This window comes from Novosphingobium sp. 63-713 (assembly GCF_001898925.1).
Taxonomy (GTDB): Bacteria; Pseudomonadota; Alphaproteobacteria; order Sphingomonadales; family Sphingomonadaceae; genus Novosphingobium.
In genome coordinates this window covers 386,121-406,395 of the sequence record NZ_MKVS01000047.1, presented here as the reverse complement: position 1 = coordinate 406,395, position 20,275 = coordinate 386,121, and the positions used below count along the sequence as shown (strand labels likewise).

Below are 20,275 nucleotides of genomic sequence, written 5' to 3'. Positions count from 1 at the left end.
CATTGCTGGCGCCTGTGCCAGCCATGGCGCAGGATTCCGGCGATTTTCTCGGTTCGGACATCCCCTTCAACCTGAAGGCCAGCCAAGGCTATGCTGTCCGTGATCGCCCCCATACCGAACTGGAGCCGCTTGGGCTGCATGTCGGTTCCTTCGTGTTCTTTCCCGCCGCCTCGGTGGGCGCGGGCTACAGCACGAACGTGTACGGCCAGACCCGCAATACCGTGGGCGATGCCTATGTCACGTTCAACCCGCAGGGAACGCTGACCAGCCAGTGGAATCGCCACCAGCTGGAATTCAGCGGCAGCGCCGGTCTGAAACAATTCGCGACGCAAACGGTGCGAAGCGAGGCCGCCTATTCGCTTCAGGCCACCGGGCGGATCGATCTGGGTGCGGATCAGAGCAATATCGTGGCGCTGATCCATCGCGGGCGCGCTTTCGAAGCCCAGAATTCAGGTTCATTCCCCCAGAATTCGGCCGGAACGATAGGTTATAACCAGACCGACGCCACCGTGCGGGGCACTTTTGTCCTGAACCGCCTGCGCTTCACGGCAAGCCAGAAGGTCAACGATCTGGAATATTCGGATGCGACCAGTTTGACCGGCAGCCTTTTGCCGCAACGGTTCCGCAACCGCACAGAGTACAATTCCGCGCTGCGCACCGAATTTGCCATCATGCCCAGCTTTGCCCTGTTTGGCGAAGGGGCCTATAATCAGGCCACCTATCACGTGGAAACGCCCAGCCAGCCGTTGCGCAGCAACCATACTGTGCGCCTCATCGGCGGGGGCAATTTCTCGATCGACAACCTGGTTCGCATCATGATCGGTGCCGGATATGAACAGCGCGATTACGACCTGTCCTATTACCGCCCGATCAGCGGCTTCACATTCGATGCACGCGCGCAATGGCTGGCGACCGAACTGACCACGGTCAACATTCAGGCCACCCGCAAGATCGAGGACGCGATCAATGCCCGTTCACCCGGCTATTTCGCCACAGCCGCGAAATTCCGGATCGACCACGAACTCCTGCGCTATGCCTTGGTCTATGCCGGCGTTGATTATGAGCGCGACGATTTCGTCGCCTTGTCGCGCAACGATACGCAGAAACAGTTTTCCGTCGGCGCGATCTATTCGATCAACCGCCATTTAAAGCTGATGCCATCGGTGACCTATCTCGACCGCAGCTCGGTGGGCGCCAATGCGGGCCAGAATTTCAAGGATCTGCGGCTTTTCACCAGCATCATGGCCCAATGGTAATGCCGGTGCGCCTTGCCTTCTCAGCGGGCGCAGACATCGGATTTGGACCATCGGATTTGCGGCATCGGATTTTCGAACGGGCAACGGTCGCTTCGGATCAGTCCGCACGAAAGCCCGGTTCGCGCCCATGACGCCTCTGAACGGCCGGAAGTGCGAAAGAGCATAAACTCACCTGACCCGCGCCCGGCATCCCACCTCTCGGCCGATGGTCGCGGGTGCTATCATGTAAGGTGTAATGATGAAGGTTGCCTACGTTAACAAACAGATACCTTTTGGCACAACCGACGCCTTCATTTTGCCCGAAGTGGCCGACCACCGGGCGCATGGCTGGGATGTCTGGTTTGCGCCGCTGGTGGATGGGCCGGTCCTCCATGACCGGGGCTTGCTGGATTACACAATCGGAGCGCCGGTCCTCTCTTTCAGCATCCTGACGGCGGCATTGGCGGAGACGCTGGCGCATCCTGCGCGCACGCTGCACCTGTTGGGTCAAATGTTGAGGGCCAGAAGCCTTAACCTGAAGCTGCGCAATCTTTATGTCTTTCCCAAGGGCCTGTGGCTGGGGCGCCGCCTGCGCCGGGACGGGTTCGATCACGTACATATCCATTTTGCCGCCGCGCCGGCTACGATGGGTGTGGTGGCGGCCCATGTCGCAGGGGTGCCCTACAGCATGACCGCGCACCGCTTTGACATTGCCCTCAACAATCTGCTCGACTGGAAGGCCGGAGGCGCAACCTTTGTGCGCGCCATTGACGGGCCGGGCGCCGATGAAATCCGCACCAACGTCGGCCGCACGCCGATGAATCTGGAGGTGCTGCATATGGGCGTCCATGTGGCCGAAAGCCCGGCGCCCCGGCGGGCAGGACCGGCCATTCCGTTTCGCATGGCCATCGCCGCGCGTCTGGCGGGCAAAAAGGGGCATCCCTATCTGCTGGACGCGATGGCCGTTGCCAAGGCGCAAGGCGTGGATTGCGTGCTCGAAGTGTTCGGCGACGGGCCGATGATGGCGGAGTTAAAGGCCCAAAGTGACAGGCTCGGGCTGGTCGATTCCATTGTCTGGCATGGAGCAACCGCCCATGCCACCCTGCTTGAGGCTTTGATGAGCGGCCGTTTCGATGCAGGCGTTCTGCCCAGCATCACCACCGACGATGGCGACAAGGAAGGGATTCCGGTCTTCCTGATCGAGGCCATGGGGGCCGGTCTGCCGGTTATCACCACGCCTAATGGCGGCATCGTGGAATTGGCCGGAGATGGGCACGGCGTGCTGGTGCCCGAACGCGATGCAGAGACGCTGGGCGCGGCCATCGTCAGGCTGGCCCATGATGAGCAGGAACGCGCGCGCCTGGCAGAAAGCGGGCGAGCGCATGTTCTGGCCGAATTTGAAGTTTCCATTTGCATGAAACGATTGCGACAGTTGATGACAGAGCGCACCCGGCCATCGACAGACAAACGGGCCTGAGCGAGGACGCCTGTGCGGGCGGCCAAGGTCATAACGAGAGGGTTAGGGACATATCCCTAAGAAAAACTCTCTGAATCGGTTCTAATAATGATCGGATAAAGCAAATATTCCGAATGAATGAACGGATTTCCGTCCTTTTCCGCGTGGCAAAGACTCCGGCGTGACTATACGATACCGCAATCGCAGCAATGGACTGGGATATGCGATCTGACTGCTCTGGGGCCAATGGTGCAAATCCGGCCTGATAGACGCGCTCGATCACCAATTATGAGGCTGTTGGCATGTTCATGTTTTGCGCTCTGCTGGCGATAATTCTGATATTCCTCTTTCTGTTCCCCTATACTGTCTACCCGTGGAGCCTGTCCTGGTTCCGCGAAAAACCTGTCCATATCGATCCCAATGCACCGCTGCCCAGCGCGACTTTCGTCTTCTCCGCCTATAATGAAGCGCGGGCCCTGCCGGGAAAGATCGAGAACCTGCGAGCGATCAAGGCGATGCACCCCGATATCGAGATCATCGCCTATTCGGATTGCAGCGCGGACAATACGCTCGACATCCTCAAGGCCAATGATGACATCATCCATGTAATGAGCGGCACCGAAAGAGCCGGCAAAGCCACCGGCATGCGCCACATGGTGGCAAAGGCCAAAGGCGAAGTCGTCGTGTTCACCGATGCCAATGTCATTCTTGACCCCCAGTCCATCACGCCTCTTCTGCGCTATTTCACGGATCCTTCGATCGGCGGGGTGGCGGGCACGCTAAAATATATCAACGAAGATGCCAGTTCGACGGCAAAGGTAGGCGGCCTCTATTGGCGCCTGGAAGAAATGATCAAGCGGCTGGAATCGCGCTCCGGGTCCATCATGGGCGCCGATGGCTCGATCTTTGCAACGCGGCGGTCGCTTTATCCGGTCGTGCCTGCGCATCTGCTGGATGATATGGTCACATCGATGAGCGTTACGTTTCACGGCAAACGCCTGATCCATGCCACCGATGTGATCGCTTATGAAAAGAACGCTACGTCATCGAGCGATGAATTCCGGCGCAAGCGGCGCATCGCATGTCGCGCGTTCAACACGCACCGCCACCTTTGGTCGAGCATTTGCCAACATTACAATGGGCGCGACATCTACAAGTATGTCGCCCACAAATACATCCGCTGGCTTGGGCTTCCTGTGCTTGGGCTCAGCCTTGCCTTCCTGATGACCGCGCTTGTTCTGGCCGGGCAATATGCCTGGGCGGGCTTCGTGGCGGCCCTGACCATTGTCGCCATTGTTTTGGGCATGATGGATATCCCGCTGTTTCGCAGCGGTTATCAGATCTTTCTGTCCATCGTGGCCACTTTCTATGGCGTCATGGACTCGCTGCAGGGCAAGACCTATCAGACCTGGGCCCCCGCTGCCTCGCGCGATTAGGCTTACGCAGCCTGCTCCTCCGATAGCGGAAAGGGGGGCGCTGCCACGGCCTTGCGGTAGGGCTTTAGGAATGCGGCCAAACGCCAAGCTGAGACTTTACAGTTCTTCCCATGGGCCTCTGCCGGAATATTCCGGTGGGGGCCTTTGCTGCTGAACCGGCAGATGAGGACGGGACTGCCATCCCCGGAATGGAAACACCAGCGAGCCAAACTCCGCCTTGATCGCCCAAATTGTTTGGCGATGCCTTTTCCATGCAGCGGCATGACCAGCTAAGTGATTCGGCCAAACCGGTATTGCTTCAGCTAAACCCTCGATATGTCATACATAAAACGACCGCCCGCACCGCGAATTGACGTATATTGTCTGGGTTATTGACTGGTTTTTTCATGCTGCACTGCACATAATTCCAATCGGATCAAAAATATTCCCCAAATTGTCGCCGCCTAGCCGATTGATGAGCAATTCCATCGCAAGAGGCCTCGACGAGGGGCGCTTGTGCTGATAGCGCATAGGTATGTTATGCAGCCAAAGCATTCGAATTCACGCTTGCATTTGGCACAGGTGAGGAACGCGATGACCCAAGACACCCTTTCCCCCGATTCGGTTCTGACCGCCCCGACCCGCAACCAGCGCCTGATCGACTGGGTTGAAGAGGTCGCCGCGCTCACCCGTCCGAAGGACATCGTGTGGTGCGACGGCTCGCAGGAGGAATGGGATCGCCTGACCTCGCAACTGGTGGATGCCGGCACGCTGGTGCGCTTGGCGCAGGACAAGCGCCCCAACAGCTTTTACACCCGTTCGGACCCGCGCGACGTGGCCCGCGTGGAAAGCCGCACCTTCATTTGTTCCGAAACGCCCGAAGGCGCCGGGCCGACCAACAACTGGCGCGATCCGGCCGAAACCCGCGAAACGCTGGACGGCCTTTTCGCGGGCTGCATGGAAGGGCGCACGATGTATGTCGTCCCCTTCTGCATGGGCCCGCTGGGTTCGGAAAGCAGCGTGGTGGGCGTCGAACTGACCGACAGCGCCTATGTCGTGCTCTCGATGCGCATCATGGCGCGCATGGGCCAGCCTGCTCTGGACATGCTGGGCCGCGACGGCTTCTTCGTTCCCTGCGTCCACACCGTCGGCATGCCGCTGACCGAAGGCGTCAAGGATGTGGTGTGGCCCTGCAACGATGAAAAGTGGATCGTCCACTATCCCGAAACGCGCGAGATCTGGTCCTATGGTTCGGGCTATGGCGGCAATGCGCTGCTGGGCAAGAAGTGCCTCGCGCTGCGCATCGCCAGCGTGATGGCGCGTGACGATGGCTGGCTGGCCGAACATATGCTGATCCTGAAGGTCACCCCGCCCGAGGGCGAGGCGCATTATGTGGCGGCCGCTTTCCCCTCGGCCTGCGGCAAGACCAATATGGCGATGCTCGAATCCACCCTGCCCGGCTGGAAGGTGGAAACCATCGGCGATGATATTGCATGGATGCGCCCCGGCAAGGACGGCCGCCTCTATGCGATCAATCCGGAAGCGGGCTTCTTCGGCGTGGCCCCCGGCACGGGGGTGGAGACCAACAAGAACGCGGTCGAAACGCTCTACGCCAATGCCATCTACACCAACACGGCGCTGACCGCCGATGGCGACGTGTGGTGGGAAGGGCTGACCAGGGAAGTGCCCGAGGGTCTGATCGACTGGCAGGGCAATCCCTATGATCCGGCCAGCGGCAAGCCTGCGGCCCACCCCAATGCCCGTTTCGCGGTGCCTGCCGCGCAATGCCCCTCGATCGCGCCGGAATGGGAAGATCCCGCCGGTGTGCCGATCTCGGCCTTCCTGTTCGGCGGCCGCCGCGCCACTTCGGTGCCGCTCGTCACCGAAGCGTTTGACTGGAACCATGGCGTTTACCTCGCGGCCAACCTTGCCTCGGAAGGCACGGCGGCGGCGGAAAACAAGATCGGCGCCCTGCGCCGTGATCCCTTCGCCATGCTGCCCTTCTGCGGCTATGCGATGGGCGACTACTTCAAGCACTGGGTCGATATGGCCGGCAAGGTCGCCCATGGCGGCGCGAACCTGCCCAAGATCTATCTGGTCAACTGGTTCCGCAAGAGCGGCGGCAAGTTCCTGTGGCCCGGCTATGGCGACAACATCCGCGTGGTGAAGTGGGTGATCGAGCGGGCGCAGGGCAAGGCGGATGCCACCGAGAGCGTCATCGGCCGTCACCCGGTCGAAGGCGGCATCGACCTGACGGGCCTGTCCATCACGCCCGAGCAGTACGCCGAGCTGATGACCGTCAGCATCGATGGCTGGCGCGAGGAAGCTGAGGGCAATGGCCGTGATCTGGCCGCGCTGGGCGCCCTTCCCGAGGCGATCCTGGAGCAACAGGCTGCGCTGGAGGCCCGCCTGGCCAAGGCCTGAGCAACCGCAGCAAGAGTTTAGACACAACCCCCGGCGCCATGCGTCGGGGGTTTTGCTTTGCCCGACCGGGATGGAGAGCATCGGCACCCAAGCGGAAAAAAAGCCTTTTTACAGAAATTTAATGGCCATTATCGCCCCCGTTGCCGCCACATTCCTCAGCTATGGTTCCAGCGCGGACCAAAATGCACAGGACATCGGCTGCAAGATCGCTAAGATCATGGGCACACCACCTTCCCCATGGCCTTCGCGCGAGTGCAGCATAAAATCATTGACCATCCCGGCCTGAGGGGCAAAAAGCACCTCGTTGCTCAGGCGGAAAACTCGCGCAAGAACCCATAATGCGAATATTTCGATGGATAACCTCCACCGGCGTCATGACAAACGAGAGTATTCGAAATGAAGATAACAGTTTTTGGCCTCGGTTATGTCGGCCTTGCTAATGCGATCCTGCTGGCCCAGAACCATGAAGTGGCCGCTGTCGATATTTCGGCCGAACGCGTTGCCATGCTGAATGCGCGCAAGTCGCCCATTTCGGATCCCGAGATCGAGGATTTTCTTGCCAACCGTCCGTTGAACCTGCTGGCCACGCTGGATGCAACCGAAGCCCTGACCGGGGCCGACTATGTGATCGTGGCCACGCCCACCAATTACGATGTCGAAACCAACAAGTTCGACACCTCTTCGGTCGAGGAGGTCATCAAGATCGCGGCCCGGATCAACCCCAAGGCCACGATCGTGGTCAAATCAACCATTCCCGTCGGCTTCATCCAAAGCGTGCGTGAACGGCTGGGGGTGGAGCAAGTGATCTTCAGCCCCGAATTCCTGCGCGAAGGCCGCGCGCTTTACGACAATCTCCACCCCTCGCGCATCATCGTGGGCGAACAGTCCGAACGCGCCCGCATCTTTGCCGATCTGCTGGTCGAGGGGGCAGAGAAGAAGGACATCGAGGTTCTCTGCACCAACAGCAATGAAGCCGAAGCGATCAAATTGTTTGCCAACACCTATCTGGCCATGCGGGTTGCCTTCTTCAACGAGTTGGACAGCTATGCCATCGCGGGCGGGATGGACACGCGCCAGATCATCAACGGCATATGTCTGGACCCGCGCATTGGCCAGCATTACAACAATCCCAGCTTTGGCTATGGCGGTTATTGCCTGCCCAAGGACACCAAGCAATTGCTGGCGAACTATTCCGAGGTTCCGCAAAATCTCATCCGCGCGATCGTCGATGCCAACCGCACCCGCAAGGATTTCCTGGCCGAGCAGATCATCGAAAAGAAGCCCAAGACCGTGGGCGTTTACCGGTTGGTGATGAAGGCCGGCTCGGACAATTTCCGCCAGTCCTCGATCCAGGGCATCATGAAGCGGGTCAAGGCCAAAGGCATCCCTGTGGTCGTGTTTGAACCGGCCATGGCTTCGGATGACTTTTTCGGCTCGCCGGTGGTCCGCGACCTCGACAGTTTCAAGGCGCAATGCGACGTGATCATCGCCAATCGCATGACCAAGACACTGGAAGACGTCAAAGACAAGGTCTTTACGCGCGACCTCTTCGGCTCCGATTAATCGGGGAGCAAAAGCTTCGGTACAATGCACACCCGGGAAGCATATCGCCTCCCGGGTGTGTTGTTTGGCCATGAAACCGGCGACCCACTGAGAACTCTCTCAACGGCCATTCATGAGGGCAGGCCGGGCCGCCAGCGAACAAGGTCGGACCCCAGCAGGCGAATCGAAGCCAAGAATATGGCAGATTTCCAATCTCTTTCGAGACGCGAATGAAGGTGTGATTGGGGGGGAAATTGGAGCGGGTGAAGGGAATCGAACCCTCGTATTCAGCTTGGGAAGCTGCTGCTCTACCATTGAGCTACACCCGCAGGCGCGTTGAAAGCATTGGGGCTTTCGCTTGCGATGCCTGAAACAGGGCATATCCCCTCAGACAGACGGGCCGATTGCCACAGTCGAACGGCATTGGTCAATACAAGTTTTTGCAAAATCGCCCCTTATGCTTCCCAGAAGCGCAAATCGGGCTAAACCGCGCATCATGACCAACACGATCCGCCCAGCCACGCCTGATGACATTCCCCTGATCGCGCAATTGATCCGCGACCTGGCCGAATATGAGAAGCTCTCGCACGAGGTCCGTTTTGACGAGGCTGCGCTGACCCGCCACCTGTTCGGCCCACACCCGATGGCCGAGGTGGTGATCGGCCAGATCGACGGGACGCCGCAGGGTTTCGCGCTCTTCTTCCACAATTTCTCCACCTTCGAGGGCCGTCCGGGCATTTATCTGGAGGATCTCTATGTCCGCCCCGCCGCGCGCGGCTCGGGGCTGGGCAAGGCTTTGCTGCTCCATCTGGCCGCTCTGGCGCAGGATCGGGGCTGCGCGCGGCTGGAATGGAGCGTGCTGGACTGCAACACCCCCTCGATCGAATTCTATCGCCGCATGGGCGCAAAACCGATGGAACAATGGACAGTGATGCGCGTTGATGGCGCAACTTTGGCTCAACTCGCCGCTGACTCGCGTGATTCCATCGCAGGTGAATAGAAAAATTTACCCCGTTGCCCTATTGCAACAGACATGGGAATCGCGAATCAGAATAACGTGTTGAGCCGTCGTGCATTGTTGGGTGGACTGGCCCTTGGCGGGGTCGCCATGGCCACTCCCCTGCGTGTTGCCGCACAGGCTTCGGGCCTCTCCGAATATGAACGCCGCGTGGTGGGCATCGCCATGCGCGAGCGGGATCGCGTCGGCGCGATGCTGGCACGCCCCGATGTCGTGGCCATTGCCGACTTCAGCAAGCCTTCGCATGACGCGCGGCTGCACTTTGTCGACATGGTCGGCGGCGCGGTGCGTTCGCATCTGGTGGCCCATGGTCGCGGGTCGGACCCGGCCCATGTCGGCTGGCTCAAACAGTTTTCGAACAGCGTCGGCTCCTATGCCACCTCGCGCGGGGCCTATCTGACCGCGGGCCAGTATGAGGGCAAATATGGCGCCTCGATGCGGCTGCGCGGGCTGGATCTAGACAATTCCAATGCGTTCGACCGCGCCATCGTGATGCACCCGGCATGGTATGCCGCGCCCGATATGGTGTCCAAATTCGGCAAGCTGGGCCGTTCGGAAGGCTGCTTTGCCATGGCGCCCGAGGATTTCAGCCTTGTGCTGGGTCATCTGGGGGCGGGCCGCCTGCTTTACGCCGACCGCATCAGCGAGGCGTGAGCCCGGCGCGGCGCCGCTGATCGGTTCAGCAGCGCCGCCCCCCGCCGATTACAGCGGGTTATCCAGCTTGATCACTTCCTCATTGCTCTTGCGCTGGGTCGTGTGCAGCGCGCGCGGCGCATGGAAACTGTCGATCACCGGCCCATCGCGGCCATAGAGATCGTTGAAGGCCGCCAGCGAACCGTTGATGTCGCGGCCATAGGTGAAATAGGTGAGATAGACCGGGAAGGTCCGTGTCATCGGCACCTTCTTGTACTTGCCCGCCTCAAACGTGGCCACGGCATCTTCCTGGCTCATCCCCGCGCCCAGAATGGCCATCGTCATGCCCAGTTCCACCGCGCGATCGGTGCGGATGCAGCCATGCGAGAAAGCGCGCACCGACGCATCGAAGAGCTTTTTCGACGGCGTATCATGCAGATAGATCGCATGAGGATTGGGCATGTCGATCTTCATCCGGCCCAGTGAATTGCTGTTGCCCGGCTGCTGCACCACCTGCAGGCTGCCGTCCTCCATCCGCGTCACCTTATAGCCGGCGCGCGGGCGGGCGAGCAATTGCTGGCCCAGCCCCTCGCCCACGACGATGGATTGCGGCACGGTCCATGTCGGGTTGAACACCACCGCCTCGACCTTTTCGGCCAATTGCGGCGTGGCGGTGCGGCCCGGCTTGCCCACGATGGTGCGATAGGTGCGGATGTTGCGGCCATTGACCGCAAGGCGCAGCTGAAACTCGGGCACATTGGTGATCAGATAGACCGGCCCCAGATCGCGCGGCAACCAGCGCCAGCGATCCATATTGATGCGAATCGCATCGCGCAGCTTGGTCTGCGCCTTGGGCGTGGCGGCCAGCGCTTCTTTGAGCGCGGCATAATCGGGATAGGTCGGCGCGAGGCCCGCCAGCGTGCCGGGCACGTCATGGTTGGTGGTGGCGCGCTGCATCAGCGCGGTGGTGGGGTTGTCATCCTGATCGGGATCGACGGCAAACCATTGCACCCGCGCGGTCATCGGCGTGCGCCCATCGCGCAGATCCTCGACCAGCCATGCGAAACTCTTGCTGGCCTGCTGGTCCAGCGCGTCGCCCGCCCCGGCCTTAATCGCGGCGCGCAGCGCATCGGGTTGATAATCGGCCGGAAACAGGCCCTCCTCGCCGATCGCCATGATCGCGGCCAGCAAATCGCCCGCATCGGCCACGGTCCAGTTGACCACCGCTTCCTGCACCGGCGTAGCGCCCGGCGACGGGCTGGGCGTGGGATAGGGGGTCGGCGTGCCGGAAGGGGTGGCCGAAGGGGTCGGCAATGGCGTGGGCCGCAGGGTCGGTCCGGCACTGGGGGTTGCGCTCGGGCGCGGACTGGGGGACGCGCTGGGGGAGGCGCCGGGTCGGGGGCTGGGCGTCGCGCTGCCGGTGGGTGTGGGCGCGGGTGTCGCCATGCTGGCCGGGCGCACGTTGGGCAGCTTGCCCAGCCCCTGCTTGCCCTCGATCGGACGATCCTGCGCCATGGCGGGATAAAGGGCGCCCAGCCCCGTCCCCAAGGCCAGAATCATTCCGCCCATCATCAGCTTGCGCGTGTTCATCATCATTCAACGCCCCTTTTCGCCCGGCCCAAACCACTCAATTCAACGACAGCCAAGCACAGTTCGTCGCACACCTTCCAGCATTGCCCCTGTCTGTTGGCTGAACACCGCGCCGCATGCAAGCTCGACCTACCTTCTCATAGTGACGGCTTGGCGCAAGCCCGCTAGGGTCTTAACGATCATGGCGCGCCCTTTGTTTCTTCCCCTAGTTGCCGCCGCGGGCGGAATTGCCAGTTTCAGCGTGATGGACGCGCTGATGAAGCGGGCGTCGATCGATACCGGGGTGCATGCGGCCTTGCTTTGGCGCAACATCATCGGGGCGGGTTTTGGCCTGGCGGTGTGGCAAATCGCCCATCCGGGGGCGTGGCCGGGACGGCGTATGGCGATGCATGCCATGCGCGCGGGCGTCACCAGCGCGATGGCTTTCGCCTTTTTCTGGGGCATTGTGCGCACGCCGATGGCGGTGGGCATGGCGCTGTCGTTCATCGCGCCGATCATTGCGCTTTTCATGGCCGGTTTGACGCTTGGCGAGGCGATCACGCGGCGCGCGCTGGGGGCCTCGGTGCTGGGGCTGCTGGGGGTGGGCGTGATCGGGCTGGGGCGGATGCAGGTGGGCGGCGCGCTGGCGCAGGACGCATGGCACGGGATGCTCGCGCTACTGGGCTCGGCGGTGCTCTATGCCGCCAATCTGGTGATGCAGCGCCATCAGGCGCAAATGGCCCCGCCCGCCGAAATCGCCTTTTTCCAATCCTTGTTTACCGCCTGCTTCCTGACCCTTGCGGGTCTGGTGATCGGCATGCCGCCCATCCCGCAAGGGACGGTCTGGCGCGATCTGACCGGGTCTGCGGGCCTGTCTTTTGTCTCGCTGATGCTGCTGTCATGGGGCTGGGCGCGGGCGCCGGCGCATCGGCTGCTGCCGGTGGAATATTCGGGTTTTCTCTGGGCCGCGCTGATGGGCTGGATCTGGTTTGGCGAAAGGCTCGATCTCTACACGCTGGGCGGCGCAGTGCTGGTCGTGGCGGGCTGCTGGCTGGGCGCGGGGGGACAGAAAGGCGAGCATACCGAGCAGGTCGCGCTGTGATCGCGCGCACCGTGGCAAAGGGCATTTCTCCGACAATCCGGCGGCCTTTTACGCTTATTTCAGATAACAATTCGCAATAGCAACAATATCGCGGCAACCTGCCGCTCTTCATTCCTTTTTCCACCTTTCGCGCCCTTGACGCGGGGCGGAATCACGCGCATCGGCCCTCATGCTGCAACCGCCCAAAGGCGGGCGAGATCGCGCCTGAACGCGCCTTTTCGTCTTTTTCGTCTCTGGGCCAATTGAGGTGAGGAAGACGCCCGTATGACCCAGGTCGGACAGGACTCGCTCGGCACCCGCTCGAAACTGAGCGCCGGTGGCAAGGAAGTCGCTTATTATTCGCTGAAGAAGGCCGCCGAAAAGTTTGGCGACATCAGCCGCCTGCCGTTCTCGATGAAAGTGCTGCTGGAAAACCTGCTGCGCTTTGAAGACGGTGGTTTCACCGTTTCGACCGCCGACATCCAGGCGATCGTCGACTGGCAGAAGAACCCCAGCGAATCGTCGAACGAAATCCAGTACCGCCCCGCGCGCGTGCTGCTTCAGGACTTCACGGGCGTGCCCTGCGTGGTCGACCTTGCCGCGATGCGCGATGCCATCGCCAAGCTGGGCGGCGACACGTCGAAGATCAACCCGCTGGTTCCCGTCAACCTCGTCATCGACCACTCGGTGATGGTGGACGAATTCGGTCATCCCAAGGCGTTCGAACAGAACGTGGAGATCGAATATCACCGCAACATGGAGCGCTATGACTTCCTGAAGTGGGGTTCCAAGTCGCTCAACAATTTCTATGCCGTGCCGCCGGGCACCGGTATCTGCCACCAGGTGAACCTGGAAAACATCGCGCAGGCGGTGTGGACCAGCGTTGACCAGAACGGCGAAACCGTTGCCTATCCCGACACTTGCGTCGGCACCGACAGCCACACCACCATGGTCAACGGCCTTGGCGTGCTGGGCTGGGGCGTGGGCGGCATCGAGGCCGAAGCCGCGATGCTGGGTCAGCCCGTCTCGATGCTGATCCCCGAAGTGGTCGGCTTCAAGTTCACCGGCAAGCTCAAGGAAGGCGTGACCGCGACCGACCTCGTGCTGACCGCCACCAACATGCTGCGCAAGCATGGCGTGGTGGGCCGTTTCGTCGAATATTTCGGCCCCGGCCTTGCCGACCTGTCGCTGGCCGACCGCGCCACGCTGGCCAACATGGCCCCCGAATATGGCGCGACCTGCGGCTTCTTCGGCATTGACGGCAAGACGCTGGACTATCTGCGTCTGACCGGCCGCGACGAAGGCCAGATCGAACTGGTCGAAGCCTATGCCAAGGAGCAGGGCTTCTGGATCGACCCCGCCGTCGAACCGATCTTCTCGAGCACGCTCGAACTCGACCTCTCGACGGTCGTTCCCTCGCTTGCCGGTCCCAAGCGTCCGCAGGACCGCGTCTCGCTTCCCGAAGTGGACGACGTGTTCAACGCCGACATGGCCAATGTCTACAAGAAGGCCCAGACCCGCGTTCCGGTCGAAGGCAAGGACTTTGACATCGGCGACGGCGACGTGACTATCGCGGCGATCACCTCCTGCACCAACACCTCGAACCCCTCGGTTCTGGTGGCTGCCGGTCTGGTTGCCAAGAAGGCCGACGAGCTGGGCCTCAAGCCCAAGCCCTGGGTCAAGACGTCGCTCGCCCCCGGTTCGCAGGTCGTCACCGACTACCTCGAAAAGGCCGGTCTCCAGAAGCACCTCGACAATGTCGGCTTCAACCTGGTCGGCTATGGCTGCACCACCTGCATCGGCAACTCGGGTCCGCTGGCCGAACCGATCAGCAAGGCGATCAACGAAAACGGCCTCGTCGCCGCCGCCGTGATCTCGGGCAACCGCAACTTCGAAGGCCGCGTCTCGCCCGACGTGCGCGCCAACTTCCTCGCTTCGCCGCCGCTGGTGGTGGCCTATGCGCTCAAGGGCACGGTGATCGAAGATTTCACCACCACCCCGATCGGCGTGTCGAACGAAGGCAAGGACGTGTTCCTCAAGGACATCTGGCCGACCAACGAAGAAGTCGCCACCACGATGGCCGGCTGCATGGACCGTCCGATGTTCATGGCCCGCTATGCCGACGTCTATAAGGGCGACAAGCACTGGCAGGCGATCAACGTCACCGGCTCGGAAACCTACAAGTGGCAGGCCGGTTCGACCTATGTCGCCAACCCGCCCTACTTCGAAGGCATGACCATGGAACCGGCCCCGGTTCAGGACATCATCGAAGCCAAGCCGCTGCTGATCCTGGGCGATTCGATCACCACCGACCACATCAGCCCCGCTGGCAACATCAAGGCCGACAGCCCCGCTGGTGAATGGCTGATGGAGCGTCAGGTCGCCAAGGCCGACTTCAACAGCTATGGCGCGCGCCGTGGCCACCACGAAGTGATGATGCGCGGCACCTTTGCCAACATCCGCATCAAGAACGAAATGGTCCCCGGCATCGAAGGCGGCATGAGCCGCTATGGTGAAGAAGTCGGCGCCGTGTTCGACGTTGCCCAGAAGCACAAGGCCGACGGTACGCCGCTGGTGGTGATCGCGGGCAAGGAATATGGCACCGGTTCGTCGCGTGACTGGGCCGCCAAGGGCACCAACCTGCTGGGCGTGCGCACCGTGATCGTCGAAAGCTTCGAGCGTATCCACCGCTCGAACCTGGTCGGCATGGGCGTGCTGCCGCTGCAGTTCAAGGATGGCGAAAACCGCCAGACCCTGGGCCTGGACGGTGATTGCTCGTTCACGATCCACGGCGTTGCCAGCCTCAAGCCGCGTCAGGACGTGACCGTGGAAGTCACCCGCAAGGATGGCACCAAGTTCACCTTCACCGCGCTGTGCCGCATCGATACCGCCAATGAAATCGAGTATTTCAACAATGGCGGCATCCTGCAGTACGTGCTGCGCAAGCTGGCCGCGTAAGCGATCGCTTGATGCCAAAAAGAGGGGGCGGCCTTTGCGGGCCGCCCCTTTTTTATGGGCGCAAGGTTTGTTGGGGCCATAAAAAAGGCGCCGCCCGGATCATCCGGCGGCGCCTTTTTATACGCGGATGGAGGGCCTCAGGCGGCCTGAGTCTTGCCCTTGCGGCGGCGGGCGAACATCGCCCCGGCCGCGCCGCCAAACAGCAGCAGCATCGGCGGAGCGGGAACCTGCGTGCCGCCGGTGGTGCTGGTGGTGCCCCCGGTCGTCGTTGTGGTCGTCGTGCCGCCTGTCGTGGTGGTTGTACCGCCTGTGGTAGTGGTCGTAGTCCCCCCGGTGGTGGTGGTGGTGGTGCCGCCTGTGGTCGTCGTCGTTGTGCCTCCGGTGGTGGTCGTGCCGCCCGTGGTCGAGGTCGAGCCCGAGGTGGAGCCGCTGGAGTTCACCACGATCACATTGCCGCTGGTCCCGCCAAAGAAGCCGCCGATATAGCCGCCGCCAAAGCCCCAGTTGCTGTAGTATCCGCGCGCACGCTCTGCCGAAAGCGGGCTGGGCGCGGGGGCGGGCGTGTTGGGCGTCAGATCGGCGGCGGGCAGGCCCGGCGGCGGCATCGGCACCATCGCGGTCCGCGTCACCGTCTTGGTGCAGCAATCCTTCTGAACCACCACAGTGCGCGTCACCACCTCCTTGCGCACCACGGGGGCCTTATGGGCCTTGGCGTGTTTGACATATTGCGGTTTGTTGCTGCTGGCCTTTTCGGCGATATGCACCGCACCGCCGCCAATCAGCGCGGTGCCTGCCACCAGACCGGCAACTTTGGCGAGCCCCAAACGAACCGACATAACAATCTCTCTTTCCTGTGGTCGGCAGAGGCCCGCACCCTTTCGGACGCAAGGCGATTCTGCCCTCACCTGAGAGATCATGCAGCGGAGGTAAGGGGACAACCGTATGGGGGCGCTTGCCATGTCCTGAATCGGGACTGGCGAAGATTCATCAAGACTTAACCAACAAGTGTCCTGCTATGGCACAAGAATCGGGATTCACTCCCCCTCGCCGGCTTCAAACAGCCCGCCCTGCGACCCCTGTCCGCTGGGCGGGGTCAGGCCCAAATGCTGCCAGCCACGGTCATTCAGGCAGCGCCCGCGCGCGGTGCGCGCCACCATGCCAAGCTGGATCAGGTAAGGCTCGATCACTTCCTCGATCGTATCGCGCGGCTCGGAAAGGCCCGCCGCCAGCGTGTCGGCCCCCACCGGCCCGCCCTTGTAGATATCGGCGATCATCGTCAGATAGCGACGATCCTGGGCATCCAGCCCCGCATTGTCGACCTCGAGCCGGGTCAAGGCATTGTCGGCGATAGACTGGGTAATCACCTCGCTGCCCGCAACATGGGCGAAATCGCGCACCCGGCGCAGCAGGCGCCCGGCCACGCGCGGCGTGCCGCGCGAACGGCGGGCGATCTCTCGCGCGCCCTCGGCGGCAATGCCGATGCCCAGCAGGCCCGCCCCGCGCGAGATCACGCGTTCAAGCTCATCCACACTGTAAAATTGCAGCCGCACCGGAATGCCGAAACGGTCGCGCAAAGGCGTTTGCAGCAGGCCCGCGCGCGTGGTCGCGCCGATCAGCGTAAAGGGCGGCAGGTCGATCCGCACCGAGCGCGCCGAAGGGCCTTCGCCGATCATCAGATCGAGCGCGCGGTCCTCCATCGCGGGGTACAGCACTTCCTCGACCACCGGATTGAGGCGGTGGATTTCGTCGATGAACAGCACATCGCCATGCTCAAGATTGGTCAGCAGCGCGGCCAGATCGCCTGCCTTGGCGATCACCGGGCCGGAGGTGGCCTTGAAATTGACGCCCAACTCGCGCGCGATGATCTGGGCCAGCGTGGTCTTGCCCAGCCCCGGCGGGCCGAAAAACAGCGTGTGATCCAGCGCCTCGCCGCGCGATTTGGCCGATTCGATGAAAACGCGAAGGTTGTCCTTGGCGGCCGCCTGCCCCACGAATTCGGCCAAGGATTTGGGACGCAGCGCGGCGTCCATATCCTCGATCTGGCGATGGGCGGAGAGGAGGGGGTTGTCGGTCATGGATGGGGCCGTTCAGAAAGTGCGTGGCCAAGGACTTGGTACAAGAAACGTCGGTAATGCTTGAACAAAACAACCAGCATGAACGGGACACTCAAATGACTCGCGAAAGAGTAGAGCAACTCCCATATGCTTCTCACAGGGCAACCTTGTTCCGTAAAATGGCACTCTGGTTCACCAACGGCCAAGAAATCCATCGACCATCGCAGCAAGATAGCCCCTGCGACCATCGCATAAATCCCATAGGCCAGAAAGCGTAGCGCGGCCTTCATCCCGCTGCCTTCTTCAACGCCACGCGGATTAGCGCGGAAACCCCCGCCTCCTCGCCCAGTTCGGCGATGGCGGCGTCGGTGGCGCTGGCGGCGATGTGGGGTTTGAAGCCGAGGTTCTGCAAAGCCGAGACGACATCGCCCGCGACATTGCCCTCCGGCATCGCGACACCCGCCGACACCGCCGCGCCGACCGGGCCCGTCGGCAATGCCCCCGCCTTGTCCTTCAACTCATTGACGATGCGCGCTGCCAGTTTCGGCCCCACACCATTGGCCCGCGCGACCATCGCGGCATCTCCGCCCGCGCAGGCGCGCTGCAATTCCTCAACCGTCAGCGCCGACAGGATCGCCAAGGCCACCTTGGAGCCAACCCCCTGCACCACCGTCAGCAGCTTGAACCAGGCCCGCTCCCCGGCGCTGGTGAAACCGATCAGGCGCATATCCGTCTCGCTCACCTGCATCTCGGTATAGACCGTGCAGGCATCGCCCCGAATGCCCAGCGCCGTCAGCGTCCGCCCCGAGCAGAACACCAGATAGCCAACGCCATTGACGTCAATCACAGCCCAGTCGGGGCCGAAGTCGTCCAATATGCCGGTCAGTTTCGCAATCATGCGCGCACCCTAGCCGGGGGAGAACGATTTGGGAACATTTTTTGACAGGGAGGGGAAGGTTTGCCTCCGGCGGGCAAAGGGCGGGGGCCCTTTGCAATCCCGTTAATGGGTTGGCGCAAGAACGGCCAAGGGGTAAATGGGGCCGATGCTTTTAAAGCCTGCGGCGCGGCGAGCACAACGCCAGAAGCGCCGCAGGCTTTAAAATCAACTCTCGCGCCAATCCGCCCCATAGCGCAACATAGACAATACCGGGATTGTTAAGGGGCCCCGCCCTTAACCCGCCGGAGGCAAAAACCCCCAACAGATCAAATATGACTCCCCACATGATGCGCATGGGTAATCGCCACGGCCAGAGCATCCGCCGCATCCGCCCCGGCCAATTTAACCCCCGGCAGCAGCACTTTGAGCATATGCTGCACCTGCCCCTTGGCCGCCCCGCCGGTACCGACCAGCGCCTTTTTCACCACCTTGGAAGGGTATTCCGACACCGGCAGCCCAGCGCGGGCCAGGGACAGCAAAGCCACCCCCCTCGCCTGCCCCAGTTTCAGCGTCGATTGCGGGTTCACGTTGACGAAGATTTCCTCGACCACGCCGAAGTCAGGCCTGTAGATCTCGATCACGCGCGCGATGGTCGTGTCCAGTTCGAGCAAGCGCGAGGCCATCGAGCCTTCCTTGTCGGTGCGGATCTGGCCATTGGCGACATGGCTGATGCGGCTGCCCGATTTGGCGACAATGCCCCATCCGGTGCAAACGAGGCCCGGGTCGATGCCTAAAATTATCATGCAGGCCCTATAAAGCAAAAGGGCGGGAGGATCATCCCCCCGCCCCTTATGGGATCGCGGAAAACCGGATCAGCCCAGCGTGGCCATAACCTCGTCGGGGATTTCGTAATTGCCCCAGACGGTCTGGACGTCATCATCGTCTTCGAGCACGTCGATCAGCTTCAAGAGCGTGGCGGCGGCATCGGCATCAACCGTCGCCTTGATCTGCGGGCGCCAGGCCAGCTTCACGCCCTCGGCCTCGCCCAGAACCTTTTCCAGTTCGCGCGCGACGGGGTGGAGCGAATCGACCGCAACCCAGATCGAGTGGCTGCCGGGGTTTTCGTCCCCATCGCCCATATCCGATTCGACGTCTTCGGCGCCGGCCTCGATGGCGGCTTCCAGCACCTTGTCCTCATCGCCCACGCTGGCGGGATATTCGATCAGGCCGAGGCGGTCAAAGCCATGCGACACCGCGCCGCTGGCCCCAAGGTTGCCGCCGTTTTTCGCAAAAGCGGTGCGTACATTGGTGGCGGTACGGTTGCGGTTGTCGGTCAGCGCCTCGACGATGATCGCCACGCCGCCCGGGCCATAGCCCTCATAGCGCACTTCTTCATAGTTTTCAGCATCGCCCTTGCTCGCCTTGTCGATGGCGCGCTGGATGTTGTCCTTGGGCATCGACTGGGCCTTGGCCGCGTTGACGGCGGCGCGCAGGCGCGGGTTCATGTCCGGATCGGGCATACCCATCTTGGCCGCCACGGTGATTTCGCGCGAAAGCTTGGAGAACTGCGCCGAACGCTTCTTATCCTGAGCGCCCTTGCGGTGCATGATGTTCTTGAATTTGGAATGGCCTGCCATGGATCACTTCATATCGCTATGTGTGGAGTTGGCAGCGCCGATAGCCGAGATGCGGCCTTTGGGCAAGGCAGGGGCAAGGGCGGGAGGGCGGAAATCCGCCCCCCCTCCTTTACCCGGATCGATCAGTCGATGCCCAGAGCGTTGAGGTAAACCTCCAGGATCGCTTCCTGCTCCTTGCGGTCGTCCGGCTTCATCTTGCGGATGCGGACCACCTGCTTCATCGCCTTGGGGTCATAGCCGGTGGCCTTGCCCTCGTTATAGACGTCCTTGATGTCGTCGCTGATGCCCTTCTTTTCTTCTTCCAGACGCTCGATACGCTCGATCAGCAGGCGCAGGCGTTCGTCAGCTGCCATTTCAGCCATGGGTAAAATCTCCG

General features: G+C 61.8%; 17 protein-coding genes and 1 tRNA gene. 10 read left to right on the top strand and 8 right to left on the bottom strand.

What is annotated here, in order from left to right; translation table 11 throughout:
• Nucleotides 1-23 precede the first annotated feature (23 nt).
• The 6 genes from BGP00_RS20325 (at nucleotide 24) to BGP00_RS20300 (ending at nucleotide 8,093) form a co-directional block, all read left to right on the top strand.
• The gene (locus BGP00_RS20325) at nucleotides 24-1,256 is read left to right on the top strand and encodes an outer membrane beta-barrel protein (protein ID WP_292688541.1); all 1,233 of its coding nucleotides are present in this window, start codon (nucleotides 24-26) and stop codon (nucleotides 1,254-1,256) included.
• A 235-nt stretch (nucleotides 1,257-1,491) separates the two neighbouring features.
• Nucleotides 1,492-2,712 (top strand): glycosyltransferase family 4 protein, encoded by a 1,221-nt coding sequence (locus BGP00_RS20320; RefSeq protein ID WP_292688540.1) that lies wholly within the window; start codon nucleotides 1,492-1,494, stop codon nucleotides 2,710-2,712.
• A 287-nt stretch (nucleotides 2,713-2,999) separates the two neighbouring features.
• A complete protein-coding gene (locus BGP00_RS20315) occupies nucleotides 3,000-4,127 on the top strand; it encodes a glycosyltransferase (RefSeq protein ID WP_292921065.1) in 1,128 nt (375 codons plus the stop codon).
• Nucleotides 4,128-4,700: 573 nt separating this feature from the next.
• On the top strand, nucleotides 4,701-6,530 hold the full coding sequence (locus BGP00_RS20310) for a phosphoenolpyruvate carboxykinase (GTP) (protein WP_292688539.1): 1,830 nt from the start codon (nucleotides 4,701-4,703) through the stop codon (nucleotides 6,528-6,530).
• Nucleotides 6,531-6,600: 70 nt separating this feature from the next.
• Nucleotides 6,601-6,816, top strand: a complete 216-nt coding sequence (locus tag BGP00_RS20305; protein WP_292688538.1) for a hypothetical protein — start codon at nucleotides 6,601-6,603, stop codon at nucleotides 6,814-6,816.
• Between the two features lie 110 nt (nucleotides 6,817-6,926).
• A complete protein-coding gene (locus BGP00_RS20300) occupies nucleotides 6,927-8,093 on the top strand; it encodes a nucleotide sugar dehydrogenase (RefSeq protein WP_292688537.1) in 1,167 nt (388 codons plus the stop codon).
• Between the two features lie 234 nt (nucleotides 8,094-8,327).
• Here the strand turns inward: BGP00_RS20300 and BGP00_RS20295 are convergent.
• Nucleotides 8,328-8,401 (bottom strand) — tRNA-Gly (locus BGP00_RS20295).
• 167 nt (nucleotides 8,402-8,568) lie between these two features.
• Here BGP00_RS20295 and BGP00_RS20290 point away from each other — a divergent pair.
• Nucleotides 8,569-9,072, top strand: coding sequence for a GNAT family N-acetyltransferase (locus BGP00_RS20290; RefSeq protein WP_292688536.1), 504 nt, complete (start codon nucleotides 8,569-8,571; stop codon nucleotides 9,070-9,072).
• 60 nt (nucleotides 9,073-9,132) lie between these two features.
• Nucleotides 9,133-9,744, top strand: a complete 612-nt coding sequence (locus tag BGP00_RS20285) for a murein L,D-transpeptidase catalytic domain-containing protein (RefSeq protein WP_292925853.1) — start codon at nucleotides 9,133-9,135, stop codon at nucleotides 9,742-9,744.
• 48 nt (nucleotides 9,745-9,792) lie between these two features.
• Here BGP00_RS20285 and BGP00_RS20280 read toward each other — a convergent pair whose 3' ends face one another.
• On the bottom strand, nucleotides 9,793-11,319 hold the full coding sequence (locus BGP00_RS20280) for a L,D-transpeptidase family protein (protein ID WP_292688535.1): 1,527 nt from the start codon (nucleotides 11,317-11,319) through the stop codon (nucleotides 9,793-9,795).
• Nucleotides 11,320-11,494: 175 nt separating this feature from the next.
• Between BGP00_RS20280 and BGP00_RS20275 the strand changes: the two genes are divergently transcribed.
• A complete protein-coding gene (locus tag BGP00_RS20275) occupies nucleotides 11,495-12,394 on the top strand; it encodes a DMT family transporter (RefSeq protein WP_168603447.1) in 900 nt (299 codons plus the stop codon).
• 264 nt (nucleotides 12,395-12,658) lie between these two features.
• The gene (acnA, locus tag BGP00_RS20270) at nucleotides 12,659-15,331 is read left to right on the top strand and encodes an aconitate hydratase AcnA (protein ID WP_292688534.1); all 2,673 of its coding nucleotides are present in this window, start codon (nucleotides 12,659-12,661) and stop codon (nucleotides 15,329-15,331) included.
• 137 nt (nucleotides 15,332-15,468) lie between these two features.
• Here acnA and BGP00_RS20265 read toward each other — a convergent pair whose 3' ends face one another.
• From BGP00_RS20265 to BGP00_RS20240, 6 genes are all read right to left on the bottom strand, one after another.
• A complete protein-coding gene (locus BGP00_RS20265) occupies nucleotides 15,469-16,167 on the bottom strand; it encodes a PEP-CTERM sorting domain-containing protein (RefSeq protein ID WP_292688533.1) in 699 nt (232 codons plus the stop codon).
• Between the two features lie 198 nt (nucleotides 16,168-16,365).
• Entirely contained in the window at nucleotides 16,366-17,406 is a 1,041-nt protein-coding gene (gene ruvB / locus BGP00_RS20260; protein ID WP_292688532.1) for a Holliday junction branch migration DNA helicase RuvB, read from the bottom strand.
• Nucleotides 17,407-17,671: 265 nt separating this feature from the next.
• Nucleotides 17,672-18,283, bottom strand: a complete 612-nt coding sequence (ruvA, locus tag BGP00_RS20255; protein ID WP_292688531.1) for a Holliday junction branch migration protein RuvA — start codon at nucleotides 18,281-18,283, stop codon at nucleotides 17,672-17,674.
• 305 nt (nucleotides 18,284-18,588) lie between these two features.
• The gene (gene ruvC / locus BGP00_RS20250; RefSeq protein ID WP_292688530.1) at nucleotides 18,589-19,065 is read right to left on the bottom strand and encodes a crossover junction endodeoxyribonuclease RuvC; all 477 of its coding nucleotides are present in this window, start codon (nucleotides 19,063-19,065) and stop codon (nucleotides 18,589-18,591) included.
• A gap of 69 nt (nucleotides 19,066-19,134) precedes the next feature.
• On the bottom strand, nucleotides 19,135-19,899 hold the full coding sequence (locus BGP00_RS20245) for a YebC/PmpR family DNA-binding transcriptional regulator (protein ID WP_292688529.1): 765 nt from the start codon (nucleotides 19,897-19,899) through the stop codon (nucleotides 19,135-19,137).
• 122 nt (nucleotides 19,900-20,021) lie between these two features.
• Nucleotides 20,022-20,261: a DUF2312 domain-containing protein gene (locus BGP00_RS20240; RefSeq protein ID WP_168603441.1), complete on the bottom strand. Its 240-nt coding sequence runs from the start codon at nucleotides 20,259-20,261 to the stop codon at nucleotides 20,022-20,024.
• Nucleotides 20,262-20,275: the final 14 nt, after the last annotated feature.